The sequence below is a fragment of the Synechococcus sp. A18-25c genome, assembly GCF_014280035.1.
Lineage (GTDB): Bacteria > Cyanobacteriota > Cyanobacteriia > PCC-6307 > Cyanobiaceae > Synechococcus_C.
Genome location: NZ_CP047957.1, coordinates 326,764 through 341,566, shown reverse-complemented (window position 1 = coordinate 341,566; position 14,803 = coordinate 326,764). Strand labels below are relative to the sequence as shown.

Below are 14,803 nucleotides of genomic sequence, written 5' to 3'. Positions count from 1 at the left end.
AAACAATAAAATCATTTACAGGAGACTGCATATCGACTAGAGAGAATTTTCAAGCAAAGCAACAGTCACAAAAGCCAGCATATCATTCATCAACGCTAAATATCCAGCCGCAACAGATCAAACAACTTTATCTTGGAAGATTTTAAAAAACATTGAGCAACGCATGCCTACCTGCAGCAGACGCCAGAATTGATGAATAGGAAATGGGTTGCAATGACCAAGCCTGAATCAACCATCTCGCCCTTTCAGTACAACCCAGAATCTTCGCCCAAGGTCGTCACTTACCTGCAGGGAATTAAAGGCGGCGAGACAGACAACAGCTATTTGCTGGTCGGCGCGAATAACTCGTCCGGCCCCAATCCCGTCGGCCTGGTTTATCAAGGCCCCTTGGACGCGGTGCAATCCAATGGCGTCAGCGGATCAGGGAGTTGGTCCATTGTTTCCATCCCTAAGCGATTCGAAGCAGCTGGCACCAGCGTGTACGGACCTGATCGGCTGCCGGGGGTTGACCGCGTCAATTACGTGGGCGCTTTCACCAGAGATATCGAGGGCAGCCCGACCCCCTTCGACCCGGCGGTTGTGGGCTTTTCACGTATACCGGACGCTCGGACGGCTCCACCACCCGTGGCTGGAACGCCATCCAAGGCATTACCAAGTCCAGACAACGCGCGACCTACACCTTTGTCCACTCCGTGGACGGCGGCTTGGCCGTTGGCAATACCGACGAGGCGGATCGCGACGGAAGAACAGGATATTTCAGCTTGAAATCCACAGCTTTTCTCGTTGACCTTCAAAGCGGAAAACAGCAATTCATTCGCTTCCCTGGAGATCGCAATCCTCTGGTCACGCATACCGCTTATGGCATCTGGCAGAACAACAACCGGTTTTACACAATTGCCGGAGGAAGCGGCTCAGTCCTCGACTCAAAAGACGACACACTCACCATTGGCAATGGCTACTTGATTGATTACGACTCAATCACCGGTCGGTTTTTTAATTATCAAACTTTTTCTTACAACAATGGGGAAGACTGCGCCGATCTAATCACTCACTTCGAAGGAATCTATCGAGACGACGATAGGGCTTACCACCTGCCTGCGACGTCGGTTGATCTGAACGGTGACGAAGGGCTAGCCATCGCCTCAGTGGCAACCATTGAACGCGATCGCAGCGGTTCCTTCAAGGAAGCAGCGGAGTGGAACACCCTCGACATCATGAAAAGCGGAACCGACATTGAAAGTGGCTTCAGCACAGCCAATTCGATCTACGCCGATCAAGTGGTGGGCTTCGCCAACTATCCCGATGGTGATGATTCAGTTGATCCACTGAGCTTCGTCGTGGATCTGTCTTAAAACAACGTTTGATTGGCCACGGCCAACCGTGCTGCCCCCACTGATGCTCGATGCTCAGCAAGCCAAGGCCTTACAGGCCAGGCGTGATCTGGCCTTTCTGGTGCTGGCAGGACTGTTCTTAGGAACTCTGGCCATGCTCAACATCCTTGGGCTGACCCGGTTTCTGGCTTTAGGGCACATCGGCTCCTGGCCGATTGTGGTGGCGGTCGGGGCGCTTCCTTACCCGATCACATTCCTCTGCACGGATCTGATCAGCGAGATCTGGGGAGAAGAACGCGCCGCCCAAGTGGTGTGGGTGGGCCTGCTGCTCAATGGCTGGGTGGTGCTGATTCTCTGGCTTGGGGGCATGCTTCCGGGCCTGGAAGGGGCTCCTGACGACACTTTTTTTGAGATCCAGCGGCTGGCATTTGGAGCTGTACTCGCCTCCATGGCGGCCTATCTCGCCGCGCAGTTTGTGGACGTGCGCATGTTCCACTTCTGGAAGCAATTCAGCCATGGACGGGCGCTCTGGCTGCGCAACAACGGCTCCACCCTGGTCAGTCAACTGGTGGACACCAGTGCCGTGGTGCTGATCAGCCACTATGCCGCAGGTGTGCTTCCCGTCAGGCCCGACGAGCCGGTGGCGCCGCAACTGCTGGCTTTCATTGCCAGCGGCTATTTGTTTAAAGCGGTCGCGGCCCTCGCCGACACCCTGCCCTTCATCTGGATCACCCGGGCCTTACGGCAGTGGCTGAACATCCCCAGCTCCGGCAGTGAGATCGGCGGCGATGACGATCCGCTCATGCAGGCGATGACAACGGGCTCGTCCCTGCCAGGCTGATAAGACATCGAGCATTGCCATGGACGCCGCACTCTCTGGATTCAACCTGGGCACCGTGCTTCTTTTCGGCAGCGGCCTGTTCGTGCTGGCCACAGCGTTCTTCGGCACCCGCGGCGGTTACTACAACACCGACAAGTACGACGGCAACGGCACAGCGCACTGAGCGCCATCATCAGGATCCGCCCGAATGTGGACATGACCGCTTCGCTCCCAGGACCTGTCGCCAGCACGGATGCCATCCGCCTTGCTTTGCAGAGCTGGCCGGATGTGGATCGCTACCTCGAAACCTGCAAAGGCGTGATCATTCCACTGGGATCCACCGAGCAGCATGGCCCGACCGGTGCCATCGGCACCGATGCTTTAACCGCCGAAGCCGTCGCACTGGAACTGGGCCGCAGGAGCGGCGTTCTGGTGACCCCCGTTCAGGCCTTCGGCATGGCCGAACATCATCTCGGCTTTTCAGGAACGATGAGCTTGCAGCCGGCCACACTGCTAGCCGTGCTCCATGACCTGGTGCTGTCTTTAGCCACCCATGGATTCGAGCGGATCCTGGTGGTGAATGGTCATGGAGGCAACATCGCCACGGCGAGAGCCGCTTTTGCTCAGGCCTACGGCACAGCTGCCAGCCGCGGCCTCGAAGTTGCACCCCGACTGCGCTGCAGGCTCTCTAATTGGTTCATGGCGGGCCCCGTCATGCGGCGGGCCCGTGAGCTCTACGGCGATCGCGAGGGCCAGCACGCCACACCCAGCGAAATCGCCGTCACGCTCCACCTGCACGACAGCCTCATCGGCAAACAGCGCCCGCTGCCTGAGGCGGCCCCCTGCGGATCGATTCATGGACCAGCCGATTTCCGCCGCCGTTACCCCGACGGACGCATGGGATCAGATCCTTTTCTTGCCCAACCGGAACACGGTCAAGAGCTGCTCCACACAGCAGCGGAGGCGTTGCGCGAAGATCTGAGTACATTTCTCAACGCCGCATGAGCAAGATCACGGCCGACGACGTTCGCAAAGTGGCCCATCTGGCGCGTCTGGATCTCCCCGAAGCCAAGATCACGACGTACACCGGTCAACTCGAGCGCATCCTCGACTACGTCGATCAGTTGCAGGGAGTCGACACCGATGGAGTGCCACCCACCACGCGCGCTGTGGAGGTGGTCAACGTGACGCGTCAAGACAAGGTGGTGGCGACCGAAGTCAGAGAGGAACTTCTGGATCAAGCCCCTCTGCGGGAAGGCGATTTCTTCCGTGTGCCGAAGATCCTGGCTGAGTGATCAACGCTGATGGGGCCGGCGTGGCTGGGTTTTGATCGCGATGCGGTCGACGAAACCCAGCCAGCTGCGCTGCAAGGAGCGTCCAGGAATGAAGCGTGCCGCACGGCGCATCTTGCCGCTGCGGCGCTTATGACTGCGCACGCCAACCAAGATGTCGTAAAGAAAATTGGCGCTGTCAGCGCGTGTTTCGAAGATGCCCAGACGTTGCGGTGAACCCTTGGCATCCAGCAGAGGCTTGGTGGCTTCGTAGGCCGGTTTGTACTCAAACCAAGGCACCGATGGCCAGAGGTGATGCACCAGGTGGTAGTTCTGGCCCATGATTAGCCAGTTCATCATCCTACCGGGATAAATGCGTGCGTTCGTCCAGCGGTTGCGGGACGTGAAGGGCCGGTGAGGCAAATAGTCGAAAAACAAGCCGAGAGTGACACCCACCATCAGCGCCGGTGCAAACCAACAGTTGAAGATGAACGACAGGAAATCGAAGCTCACGGCAGCGGCGATGATCGTGAAGAACACAGCACGCTCCAATCCCCACTGCATCAATTCCCAGCGCTTCCAGAGTTTGCGCTGAAAGAAGAAAACCTCGTGATAAAAAAATCGTGGCGCGATCAGCCAGAGGGGGCCGAATGTGCTGACGATGTGATCCGGGTCATTCTTCGGATCGTTCACATGGGCGTGATGCTCCAAGTGCACCCGCGTGAACACCGGAAAACTGAAACCGAGCAGTAAGGCCGAACCGTGGCCCATGGCCTGGTTGATCCAGGGCACGGGATGGGCCGACTTGTGGCAAGCGTCATGAACAACGGTGCCTTCAAGATGCAGCGCTAAAAACCCTGTGCAGAGCAGCACCAGCAACGGCCAATCGGCGACAAACCAGCCCCAGATCGTCAGTGCTGCCAAGGCATAGCCCCCAAGGAACAGACCCACCGTGGGGTTCAACGCCGCGGGTGGATCCACGAAGCGCTTCGGCACCGAACGCAGACGCCCCTCACTGGGCGGCGTTGCGGGTTGTGCAAAAGCCTGGGTCATTCAGCGAAGCGCGTTGGCCGTTGACAGAAATCGATACCAAATTAGGTAAATGAATGCCCACCGGGGGACTTGAACCCCCACGACCGAAGCCACTGGTACCTAAAACCAGCGCGTCTACCAATTCCGCCAGATGGGCAAGCCACAACTTTAGGCAGCGACCCACAATGAACTCAGACATCCCTGTGTGCTGATGCTGGCCACTTTTGCTGGAGACGTCTGCCTGCTACTGGGCCTGGCAGTGCTGCTGCTGCCGTTGCTGGCCACGGAACTCAGTCGGCCCAGAGATGGTGCCTGGGGCGGAGTGGTGCTGCTGCTTGGCCTGGTGCTGGTCACCAGCAGCGATCGACTGCGCGGTGCCCCGATGCTCGCCGTCGTCTGTGGGGGCTTGCTGATCAGTCGCCTCACCGCGGAAGTGGCGCAATCCCGCTGGCAGCGCCTCAGCCCGGAAGAGCAACAACGTCTTCGTTCACGGGAACGCTGGTCCACCAGCGTTCAGCAGCTCGGAACCGCCTTCAACACCCTCATCAGCAACACCGGCCAAGCCGTCGGCAGCCTGCGCTCTCCGGCGCCCGCCGCCGAGAAACCGGAGGGCAGCAGCCGCAGTGGCAAGCGCTGGGTTCGTCCGGAAGAATCCGAGCCTCAAGCAGCCTCTGACCATGACTCCAGCGGCAAGAGCGAAAGCCCAGTGAGCAACGTCGTCACCACTTCGGCCAACGAGGACGGATAATTTCCTCTGCAGCTGCCCCAATGTGAGCAAGGAGACGCGCGACGCCACTGCCGAAGGACGCCCCTCCTACAAGGACACACTCAATCTGCTGCAGACGGGCTTCGGCATGCGTGCCAATGCCGTGAAGCGTGAGCCTGAACTGCAGGCCTTTTGGAAAGACCAGGGAATTGATGGCGAGCTGGGCCTCGACAACACCGGTCCAACCTTCACACTCCACGACGGCCCCCCCTATGCCAATGGCGCCCTGCACATGGGGCATGCCCTCAACAAGGTGTTGAAGGACGTCATCAACAAATATCAGGTGCTGAACGGGCGGCGGGTGCGTTACGTGCCGGGATGGGACTGCCATGGCCTGCCGATCGAACTCAAGGTGCTGCAGTCGATGGATCAGGAGCAGCGCAAGGCCCTGACACCCATCAAGCTGCGCAAAAAGGCCGCCGCCTACGCCCGCAAACAGGTAGAAGGCCAGATGAAAGGCTTCCAGCGCTGGGGCATCTGGGCGGACTGGGAACAGCCCTATCTGACCCTGCAAAAGGAGTACGAATCCGCCCAGATCCGCGTGTTTGGCGAGATGGTGCTCAAGGGGCACATCTACAGGGGGCTCAAACCGGTGCACTGGAGCCCGAGCTCACGCACCGCCTTGGCTGAGGCGGAACTGGAATATCCCGACGGCCACACCAGCCCTAGCGTCTACGCGGCCTTCCCCGCAATGCAGCTGCCGGCAGCGTTGCGAGATGCACTCGAAGCGGAGGGCGTAGAGCTGCCCACCGAGACAGACGCCCTGGGCCAGGCCCTGCAAGTAGCGATCTGGACCACAACCCCCTGGACTTTGCCCGCCAACCTGGCGGTGTCGGTGAATGAACGGCTTGATTACGCCCTGGCCGACGACGGTAACGGTCGCCTGCTGCTGGTGGCAGCCGATCTGATCGAAACGCTGAGCAGCACCCTGGAACGACCGCTGAGCCGGCGCGCCACGGTCAAAGGCGCTCTGCTCGCCGGTCTGACCTACCGCCACCCATTGCTGGATCGCACCAGTCCGGTGGTGATCGGCGGCGACTACATCACCACCGAATCGGGCACTGGGCTCGTGCACACCGCGCCGGGTCACGGCGTCGACGACTTCCACACCGGCCAGAAGAACGGCCTGCCGGTGCTCTGTCCCGTGGACGAAGCCGGCAATCTCACCGACGAAGCCGGGCCGTTCGCGGGCCTGAATGTGCTCAAAGACGCCAACCCCACAATCATTGAGGCACTGGCGTCCGCTGGGGCCCTGCTCAAGCAGGAGGCTTACAGCCACCGCTATCCCTACGACTGGCGCACCAAGAAACCCACGATCTTCCGAGCCACCGAACAGTGGTTTGCCTCCGTGGAAGGGTTCCGCCAACAGGCACTCGATGCAATCGCCGCAGTGGAGTGGACTCCTGCCACCGGGCGCAACCGCATCGAATCGATGGTCAAGGAGCGGGGCGACTGGTGCATCTCCCGGCAACGCACCTGGGGTGTGCCGATCCCCGTGTTTTATCACCGCAACAATGGCGATGTGCTGCTGAATGCCGACACCCTGGAGCACATCCAAGCGTTGATCACCGAACACGGTGCCGATGTCTGGTGGGAGAACGACGAAGCGGATCTGCTCCCGCCCGCCTATTCCGACCAGGCTGACCAGTGGCGCAAGGGCACAGACACCATGGATGTGTGGTTCGACTCCGGCTCAAGCTGGGCCGCTGTCGCCAGTCAGCGCGACAACCTGAGCTATCCCGCCGATCTGTACCTGGAGGGATCTGACCAGCACCGCGGTTGGTTCCAAAGTTCACTGCTCACCTCGGTCGCCGTCAATGGCCACGCCCCCTACAAGCGGGTGCTCACCCATGGCTTCGCCCTGGATGAGAAAGGCCGAAAGATGAGCAAATCCCTCGGCAATGTGGTCGACCCGATGGTGATCATCGAGGGGGGCAAGAACCAGAAACAGGAACCTCCTTACGGCGCCGATGTGCTGCGGCTGTGGGTGAGCTCGGTGGATTACTCCGCCGATGTGCCAATCGGAGCCGGAATCCTGCGCCAACTGGCCGATGTGTACCGCAAGGTGCGCAACACCAGCCGCTATCTGTTGGGCAACCTGCACGACTTCAATCCAGCGTCCGACGCCATCCCCGTAGCGGAACTGCCGTTGCTCGACCGCTGGATGCTGCAGCGCACAGCCGAGGTGATGGATGAGATCACGGAAGCCTTCGAAAGCTTCGAATTCTTCCGCTTCTTCCAGTTGCTGCAGAACTTCTGCGTCACTGATCTCTCGAACTTCTACCTCGACATCGCCAAGGACCGGCTGTATGTGAGCGCCCCGGCCGACCGGCGCCGGCGCAGCTGTCAAACCGTGATGGCCCTGATCATTGAACGCTTGGCCGGGCTGATCGCTCCAGTGTTATGTCACATGGCCGAGGACATCTGGCAGAACCTGCCTTACCAAGTGGAGGAAACCTCCGTCTTCCACCGCGGCTGGCCCACAGTGCCATCCGATTGGCGCAATACCGAGCTCAGCGCTCCGATTCAGCAACTGCGTGAGTTGCGCGCCGCCGTCAACAAAGTGCTGGAAGACTGCCGCGGCCGTCAGGAGCTCGGCGCATCACTGGAAGCCTCGGTTCGCTTGGAAGCCCGCAGTCCTGAGCTGCAAACCGCCCTCACTTGGCTCAGCGAAAACGGCGATCCAGAAGTGGATGGCCTGCGGGACTGGCTACTGGTCTCGCAACTGCAAATCGGTGGCGAACCCTGGGCCGAGCTGCTGGCCAGCCAGGACGACGAACTTGCTGTGATCGAAGTGAGCCGCGCACGCGGCAGCAAGTGCGAGCGTTGCTGGCACTACGAAGGCGATGTGGGTCGGCATGCCGATCATCCCCACATCTGTGGTCGCTGCGTTGGCGTGCTGGAGCGCCGGACTCACCAGCTGGTCTGAGCCAGCAATTCATCTGCAGAGATCGGCCCGGAAAGGACAATCTCTGCTTCCGGGTTGAGCGGACCCTGGAGCAGCTCGGCGCTCTGCAAGTGGATGCCATCCGGCAACACGGTGGCATCTGGATCAAAGGCCGTTGGATGGGTCGTGCTGCTGCTGAAGCCACGGAAAATCAGCAACTCAAAGGGCTCGGTGCCAACCGCTCCATGCAAACGGACCACCCGATCGGGCTGGAGCCGGGTGCGTTCTTCCAGCTTCTGCACCAAGACCAATGGCTCCATCTCAAAAATCGCCGGCCACCCGACCCTGACGGGGAAGGCGGACCAACGCCCACTGCAGCAATCCCACGGCGTAAGCCACCAATGCCGCGTAGCCGATGAAGGCGGCCACGGCCATGGTCCATTCACCGCCAAAAACAAAATCAAACACCCGTTCCACAACACGATGCAGTCCCTGCGGCGCTTCCAACCAGATCCGGCAACTTTGCGCCTCCAGCTGGCGCGTGCATCCGAGAGCTGAAGCCGACATCACCGCCGCGAACACTGCAAAAAAGGTGAGTGCCCAGCGCCAGATCCGAACGGTCATGGGCAGTGCCCGACCGGGAGGGCTATCGGCCAGTTCCTCGTTGAGATCAACCCAGAACCAGAGCGAGGCCGCCATCAGCAAAGGCGCGAGGAACGCCGTGACATAACCGATGGGCCTCTGATCCGTGAGCAGCAGAACACTGATGGCCAGCAGGCTGGCCACCTTCCAATAAATGCCGAGCAGCCGCATCAAAGCCGGTTCCCGTTTCATGCCTGACCAGATCAGCAGCACCAAAGGCAACCCGAGAGCGATGGCAGCTCCCAAGCGATAAGTCAGCCACACCAGGGTGCGAGTCGTGAGGTCGGGCACCGGCCAGGGTCGATGGAAGGCTCATTATCACGGTCCTCCGTCAGGTTCACAGGATTGGTAGGGTCCAGTTCATGGTTCCGCTCAATCCCCTCGACTGGTTCAGGAGCCGCGGGCAAGTGGCGCGCTGCCGCCATGCGCTCTCCAGCAAGTCGTCGATGGAAGAGGCGGCGCGCGAGGTGATCGGCGGCCTTGGTTTCGGTGAATCTGACTTGGCACTGGTGTTTGTATCCAGCCATTTCGCCAGCGATCTGACTCGCCTGCTGCCGCTCTTGCAGAGACGCCTGAAGGCCAAGCACTGGGTTGGATGCCTCGGCGGCGGCGTGGTGGGCACGACCAGCGCGGGTCAGGCCCATGAACTGGAACGCTCAGCGGCCCTTAGCGTCAGCCTGCTCAATCTTCCTGGTGCTGAACTCACCAGTTTCCACCTCGACAGCACCGAGCTCCCAGATCTCGACGGAGCTGCCAAACACTGGCAGGACTGGGTAGGCGTTGAACCATCGCGAAGCCGCTCCTTGCTGCTGCTGATGGACCCAAGCTGCAACAACATCAATGATCTGGTGAGCGGTTTGGATTACGCCTATCCAGGTCTCGCCAAAGTCGGCGGCATCGCAGTGCCCCACAACGCCGCCCACGGCTCGCTGCTCTTGGGCGATCAAGTGGTCAGTGGCGCAGTGGGACTGAGCATTGGCGGCAGCTGGCGTCTCGATCCGGTGGTGGCGCAGGGGTGCCGCCCGATCGGCCCCGTATTTGCCATCGAGCAAGCCCAGAGAAATGTGTTGCTCGAACTCAGTGATGGTGATCGCCGCGCCAGCCCCGTGGCTTGCTTACAACGAGTGCTGGCCGACCTGAGCGATGCAGACCGCGAACTCGTGCAGCATTCACTGTTCCTCGGTGTGGAACGGCAGGAGCTCAACGCAGGTGCTGCGCTCGCGGGGCTCCAATCCCGCGCGCGTTCCAGTAAGCAGCCTGAGCGCGCATTCCTGGTGCGCAACCTGATCGGCGTGGATCCCCGCAATGGGGCCGTCGCCGTGGCAGATCGAGTGCGCGCGGGTCAGAACGTGCAGTTCCAACTGCGTGAAGCCCAGGCCTCCCGGCAGGAAGCCCGACAGCTGCTGGCCGACAGTCGAGATCGTGATCCGGCTTCCGCACCCTTCATGGGCATACTGTTCGCCTGCTTGGGACGTGGAAGCGGCCTATTCGGCGGCCCAGACGGCGACATCAGCATCGCCCGCGACGTCTTTCCCGACCTACCCGTCACCGGCAGCTTCTGCAACGGCGAGCTCGGCCCGCTTGGCGGCGCCACTCATCTGCACGGCTACACCGCCTGCTGGGGCCTGTTGCGACGCGATCCCCTTGAAAGCGACAGACAGTCCTGATGCGTCAGCACGTCAATCCTCTGAGCCGCTTCTTCCAGCTGCCCCTGGAGCTGCCAAGACCCGACCAGTTGTTCGATGACCCCAAGCGACCCCTTCACCTGGATATCGGCTGCGCGCGCGGCCTTTGCCTGCTGGAACTGTCGGCCCTAAGGCCCGACTGGAATCATCTCGGTGTGGAGATCCGACGTCCTTTGGTGTTGGCGGCACAGCGCGATCGTGATCGGCTTGAACGCCACAACCTGCATTACCTGTTCTGCAACGCAAACATCAGTGTTGAGGGCTGGCTGGCTGCTCTTCCCGAGGATCAACTGCGACTCGTGAGCATTCAGTTCCCTGATCCCTGGTTCAAACGACGCCATCGCAAGCGCCGGGTGATGCAACCGTCGCTGCTGCAAGCCATCGCCACAGCCCTCACCCCTGGACGGGAGCTGTTCCTGCAGAGCGATGTGCTTGAAGTCATCGAACCGATGGTGGCGCTCACAGAACTCAGCGACTGCTTTGAACGCCCAGACGAAGACGCCCGTCCCTGGCGGGCAGAGAATCCACTGCCCGTGCCAACCGAGCGCGAGCGCTACGTGCAGGAGCAGGGCCTGCCGGCCTATCGCGTTTTGTACAGACGCAACAATCGGTCGGTGCCGGAGCTAGAAGCCCTGGAGGAGGCTTGGCAACGGGTCGATAATCCCGCTGAAACCGCTCTCATCTCCTGATGCCTGAGGCTTCGGCCCCGACTCCATGGTTGCTGCGCTGGCAGGGGCTTCTGGGGGGGTCGTCCGCGCAGCAGCACCGCCTGAGCACGCTTGCTGGCCTGGTGCTGATCTTGCTGCTGGGATTTCTGCCGGTGCTCACCCGAGCTGGGCTCGGACTGATTGTTCTCGCCTGCGGAGCCCTGTGGGTGCTGTGGTCACTGACGCGGGCACCAGGACGGATCGGTCCGATCAGCGGCTGGGTGCTGCTGTTTCTTGCCGTTGCGGTGCTGGCCACGGGCGTCTCCCCCGTTCCGGTTGCCGCAGCCAAGGGTCTCGTGAAACTGATCAGCTATCTGGGTGTCTACGCCCTGATGCGGCAGCTGCTGGCTGAAGCCCCGCAGTGGTGGGATCGCCTGGTGGCAGCCCTGCTGGGCGGGTCTCTGCTGAGCAGCGTGCTGGCCTTGCGTCAGCTCTACGGCCCCACGGAAGAACTGGCGCGCTGGGCGGATCCCAATTCCGTAGCGGAGGGCACGATCCGCATCTATGGCCCTCTGGGCAATCCCAATCTGCTGGCTGGATACCTGGTGCCGATCCTGCCGATTGCCATGGTGGCAATGCTCCGGTGGCGCGGCTGGGGATCCAAGCTCTATGCCGCCGCTGCACTGGTGCTTGGCACTGCATCAACCCTCTTCAGTTACAGCCGTGGCGGCTGGCTGGGAATGCTGGCAGCCCTCGGCGTGCTGATGCTGCTTCTGGTGCTGCGGCAGATCCGCCACTGGCCGCTCCTCTGGCGACGCCTACTGCCACTCGCCCTACTCGTGCTGGCGGGTGTGGCGATCGCCTTCGCCGCCACGCAAGTGGAGCCCATCCGAACCCGCGTGGCCAGCCTTTTGGCAGGACGCGGTGACAGCTCCAACAACTTCCGCATCAACGTCTGGCTGGCGGCAATCGACATGATCCAGGACCGCCCCTGGCTGGGCATCGGGCCTGGCAACGCCGCCTTCAACAGCATCTATCCGCTGTATCAGCAACCGAAATTCAACGCACTCAGCGCCTACTCCTTACCCCTGGAAATCCTCGTGGAAACTGGCATTCCAGGCCTACTGGCCTGCGTCGGTCTGGCCATCGCCAGCTTGCGTCGCGGTGTGCGGGCGCTCAGCACCGACAGTGATCTGGCGCTGCCCTGTTTGGGCTGCCTGGCGGCGATCGCCGGCCTGATGATGCAAGGTGCTGCAGACACGATCTTTTTTCGACCGGAAGTGCAGATCAGCGGGTGGTTCTGCCTGGCCACCCTCAGTCTGATGACCCGCACGCCGTGAACCAAGAGCCGTTCCTACTGGCTGGCTTCGATGCCGGACAAACCACATGCCGCTGTCGGCTGAGTCGCTGGGACGGCGAGCATTTGCAGGTGGTGGGCGAGGGACGTGGCAGCGGCGTGTCTCATCTGGATGCCCCTGATGGTGAAGAACGCTTCCGGCGTGCCGTTGGCACCAGCTTGGCGTCTGCCCTGGAACAAAGCAGAGCTAGATCCCAAGAACAATCTCTCGGCAGGGAGCATCTGTCTGCAGCCGCGATCGGGGCCAGCGGTATCGAAGCCGACACGGATTTGCAGACACGCGGCGTTGCCTTGCTCGCCAGTGCCTTGGCACTCCCTGAGCACCGTTGCCTGGCCACCGGCGATGAACGCACAGCGTTGCGTGGGGCCTTCCCAGATCGCGCCGGCATCGTAATAATCAGCGGCACCGGAATGATTGTGGTGGGCCGCGATGCCACCGGGCGAGAACATCGCTGTGGGGGCTGGGGCTGGCGACTGGATGGCGCTGGATCCGCCTTCGACATCGGGCATCAAGCCCTGCAACTGAGCGTGCGCATGGCCGATGGCCGGGTTCCTGACGGGCCCTTGCGCCACAAGCTTTGGACTGCGCTTGAGTGCTGCACTGCTGCCGAGCTCAAAGCGCGTGTGGTGCGAGAAAGCCACGCTGTTGCCGACGAAGCCAAACTTGCAAGCCTGGTGACTGACGCCGCCGTGAGTGGAGACCCGGCCGCTCGCATGATCCTGCAACGCTCCGCCGCAGCGTTAGCCGAAGCAGCCGTGGCCACCGCGCACGCTTTGGATCTCCAGGCCCCCTGTCTGGAGGCCCGAGGCGGAGCCCTGGAGCACATGCCACTGTTCCGCCAACTGGTGGAAACATCGCTGCGCGAACAGCTCCCCGACTGTCATTGGCAGGCCACTGGCGGAGATGCTTGCCATGGCGCTTTGGTCTTCGCCTTAGACCGTTCCGGCCTCAGGCCGCATTGAGGTGCTGATCGGCAGCCTCGGCAAGCCGTGATGTCCAGCGGTCCACCACCGTGGCATCCGCCGCTTCCACCATCACTCGCAACAACGGCTCTGTGCCACTGGCACGCACGAGCACCCGGCCCTCGTCAGCCATCGCCTGCTCGGCTTCCTCCACCAACTCGCGCAACGGCTCGCAATCGGTCCAGCCCTTGCGTCGCGCCAGATCGGGCACGCGAACATTCACCAGCTTCTGCGGATAGGCCTGAAAGCTGCGGTCCAACCAATCGGCGAGAGAGATCTGCTGGGAATGGCAGAGGGTGGCGAGCTGGAGCGCTGTCAGCACTCCATCGCCGGCGAGGCCATGGGCAGACGACAGGATGTGGCCCGATTGCTCACCGCCCAGTGCAGCACCACTACTCACCATCGCGGCGTGCACGTGCTGGTCGCCCACGGGTGTGCGCTCCAGCTGCCCGCCCCGTGCCTGCCAAGCCCGTTCAAACCCCAGGTTGGACATCACCGTGGCCACCAGACGGTGATCCGGAAGCGCGTGATTCTCCTGAAGCGCTGATCCCCAGAGGTAAAGAACGTGATCGCCATCGACGATGCGGCCATGCCCATCCACCGCGAGCATGCGATCGGCATCGCCATCAAACGCGAAGCCCATGGAGGCCCCTCGCTCGACCACCGCACGACGCAGCGGCTCGAGATGGGTGGACCCGCAGCCCACATTGATGCGCTTTCCATCGGCAGCACCATGGAGCACGGTGAGGTCAGCACCAAGAGCGCGGAACACCTCAGCACCACAGGCTGTCGCGGAGCCCCAGCAAAGATCGAGAACGATGGGGACACCCGCCAGACTCTGATGCTGAACGCTGCTCAGAAGACTGTCGCGGTAATGCTCCAGAAGCTCTGAGCGATGGAGGGCAGCACCGCAGGCACCCAGCGGAGGAACGGTCTCCACTTCACCCTTCAGACCGGATTCAATCCGGCATTGCAGATCAGTGCCAAGCTTGCTCCCGTCAGCACCGAACACCTTGATGCCGTTGTCTTCCGGGGGGTTATGGCTTGCAGAAACCATCAGACCACCTGCAGCTTGAAGGCGACGAATCAGCCCAGGAACGGCAGGCGTCGGGCACAGCCCGAGGGTCCACACGTCCCGTCCCGCTGATGTGAGGCCTGCAGTCAGTGCAGCCACCACCATGGATCCGCTGCAACGCGAATCCATCCCGATCAGCACAGGACCATCAGCCGGCAGCACACGGCCACACCAGAAGCCCACCTGCAAGGCGAGGGCTGGCGTGATGGCATCGCCGACCCGACCACGCAGGCCATCCGTTCCGAAACTGATCTGAGGCGACGGAAGGGAACCGAGCGGATGGGCAGCAGAGGAGGCCATGAGGTCTCATTTGTGGACAGAACCTTA

16 protein-coding genes and 1 tRNA gene are annotated in these 14,803 nt (G+C 61.6%); 12 read left to right on the top strand and 5 right to left on the bottom strand.

Annotated elements, in window-relative coordinates:
• Window positions 1–213: 213 nt before the first annotated feature.
• Genes SynA1825c_RS01640 through gatC form a run of 6 tightly spaced genes read left to right on the top strand, consistent with a single transcriptional unit; the run spans window position 214 to window position 3,446 of the window.
• On the top strand, window positions 214–765 hold the full coding sequence (locus tag SynA1825c_RS01640; protein WP_186470013.1) for a hypothetical protein: 552 nt from the start codon (window positions 214–216) through the stop codon (window positions 763–765).
• Complete coding sequence (locus SynA1825c_RS01635) at window positions 762–1,352, top strand: hypothetical protein (protein ID WP_186470012.1); 591 nt, start codon at window positions 762–764, stop codon at window positions 1,350–1,352. Before SynA1825c_RS01640 ends, SynA1825c_RS01635 begins: the two co-directional genes overlap by 4 nt.
• Window positions 1,353–1,395: 43 nt before the next feature.
• Entirely contained in the window at window positions 1,396–2,172 is a 777-nt protein-coding gene (locus SynA1825c_RS01630) for a queuosine precursor transporter (RefSeq protein WP_186470942.1), read from the top strand.
• Window positions 2,173–2,191: 19 nt separating this feature from the next.
• Entirely contained in the window at window positions 2,192–2,335 is a 144-nt protein-coding gene (locus SynA1825c_RS01625; protein WP_186470011.1) for a hypothetical protein, read from the top strand.
• A 32-nt stretch (window positions 2,336–2,367) separates the two neighbouring features.
• Window positions 2,368–3,156 (top strand): creatininase family protein, encoded by a 789-nt coding sequence (locus SynA1825c_RS01620; RefSeq protein WP_186470010.1) that lies wholly within the window; start codon window positions 2,368–2,370, stop codon window positions 3,154–3,156.
• Window positions 3,153–3,446, top strand: coding sequence for an Asp-tRNA(Asn)/Glu-tRNA(Gln) amidotransferase subunit GatC (gene gatC / locus SynA1825c_RS01615; protein ID WP_186470009.1), 294 nt, complete (start codon window positions 3,153–3,155; stop codon window positions 3,444–3,446). Before SynA1825c_RS01620 ends, gatC begins: the two co-directional genes overlap by 4 nt.
• Here gatC and crtR read toward each other — a convergent pair whose 3' ends face one another.
• Together crtR and SynA1825c_RS01605 are read right to left on the bottom strand one after the other, a co-directional pair.
• Window positions 3,447–4,475: a beta-carotene hydroxylase gene (gene crtR / locus SynA1825c_RS01610; protein ID WP_186470008.1), complete on the bottom strand. Its 1,029-nt coding sequence runs from the start codon at window positions 4,473–4,475 to the stop codon at window positions 3,447–3,449.
• Between the two features lie 54 nt (window positions 4,476–4,529).
• Window positions 4,530–4,611: transfer RNA gene (locus SynA1825c_RS01605), tRNA-Leu, on the bottom strand.
• A 54-nt stretch (window positions 4,612–4,665) separates the two neighbouring features.
• On the opposite strand from SynA1825c_RS01605, the gene SynA1825c_RS13575 reads away from it, so the two are divergent.
• Together SynA1825c_RS13575 and ileS are read left to right on the top strand one after the other, a co-directional pair.
• Window positions 4,666–5,202 carry a hypothetical protein gene (locus SynA1825c_RS13575; protein ID WP_255478430.1) on the top strand — a complete coding sequence of 179 codons (537 nt, stop codon included), beginning with the start codon at window positions 4,666–4,668 and terminating at the stop codon, window positions 5,200–5,202.
• A gap of 22 nt (window positions 5,203–5,224) precedes the next feature.
• Complete coding sequence (gene ileS, locus SynA1825c_RS01595) at window positions 5,225–8,149, top strand: isoleucine--tRNA ligase (protein ID WP_186470007.1); 2,925 nt, start codon at window positions 5,225–5,227, stop codon at window positions 8,147–8,149.
• Here ileS and SynA1825c_RS01590 read toward each other — a convergent pair.
• Both SynA1825c_RS01590 and SynA1825c_RS01585 read right to left on the bottom strand, forming a co-directional pair.
• Entirely contained in the window at window positions 8,134–8,427 is a 294-nt protein-coding gene (locus SynA1825c_RS01590) for a hypothetical protein (protein ID WP_186470006.1), read from the bottom strand. The genes ileS and SynA1825c_RS01590 overlap by 16 nt on opposite strands.
• Before the next feature lies 1 nt (window position 8,428).
• Window positions 8,429–9,040: a DUF3177 family protein gene (locus tag SynA1825c_RS01585; RefSeq protein ID WP_186470005.1), complete on the bottom strand. Its 612-nt coding sequence runs from the start codon at window positions 9,038–9,040 to the stop codon at window positions 8,429–8,431.
• A 71-nt stretch (window positions 9,041–9,111) separates the two neighbouring features.
• Between SynA1825c_RS01585 and SynA1825c_RS01580 the strand changes: the two genes are divergently transcribed.
• Genes SynA1825c_RS01580 through SynA1825c_RS01565 form a run of 4 tightly spaced genes read left to right on the top strand, consistent with a single transcriptional unit; the run spans window position 9,112 to window position 13,401 of the window.
• On the top strand, window positions 9,112–10,416 hold the full coding sequence (locus SynA1825c_RS01580) for an FIST N-terminal domain-containing protein (RefSeq protein ID WP_186470004.1): 1,305 nt from the start codon (window positions 9,112–9,114) through the stop codon (window positions 10,414–10,416).
• Window positions 10,416–11,123, top strand: a complete 708-nt coding sequence (gene trmB, locus SynA1825c_RS01575) for a tRNA (guanosine(46)-N7)-methyltransferase TrmB (RefSeq protein ID WP_186470003.1) — start codon at window positions 10,416–10,418, stop codon at window positions 11,121–11,123. The genes SynA1825c_RS01580 and trmB overlap by 1 nt, the downstream gene beginning before the upstream one ends.
• Window positions 11,123–12,421: an IctB family putative bicarbonate transporter gene (locus SynA1825c_RS01570; RefSeq protein ID WP_186470002.1), complete on the top strand. Its 1,299-nt coding sequence runs from the start codon at window positions 11,123–11,125 to the stop codon at window positions 12,419–12,421. Before trmB ends, SynA1825c_RS01570 begins: the two co-directional genes overlap by 1 nt.
• On the top strand, window positions 12,418–13,401 hold the full coding sequence (locus SynA1825c_RS01565) for an N-acetylglucosamine kinase (RefSeq protein WP_186470001.1): 984 nt from the start codon (window positions 12,418–12,420) through the stop codon (window positions 13,399–13,401). Before SynA1825c_RS01570 ends, SynA1825c_RS01565 begins: the two co-directional genes overlap by 4 nt.
• Here SynA1825c_RS01565 and glmM read toward each other — a convergent pair.
• Window positions 13,388–14,776, bottom strand: coding sequence for a phosphoglucosamine mutase (glmM, locus tag SynA1825c_RS01560; RefSeq protein WP_186470000.1), 1,389 nt, complete (start codon window positions 14,774–14,776; stop codon window positions 13,388–13,390). The two genes, SynA1825c_RS01565 and glmM, sit on opposite strands and share 14 nt — an antisense overlap.
• Window positions 14,777–14,803: the final 27 nt, after the last annotated feature.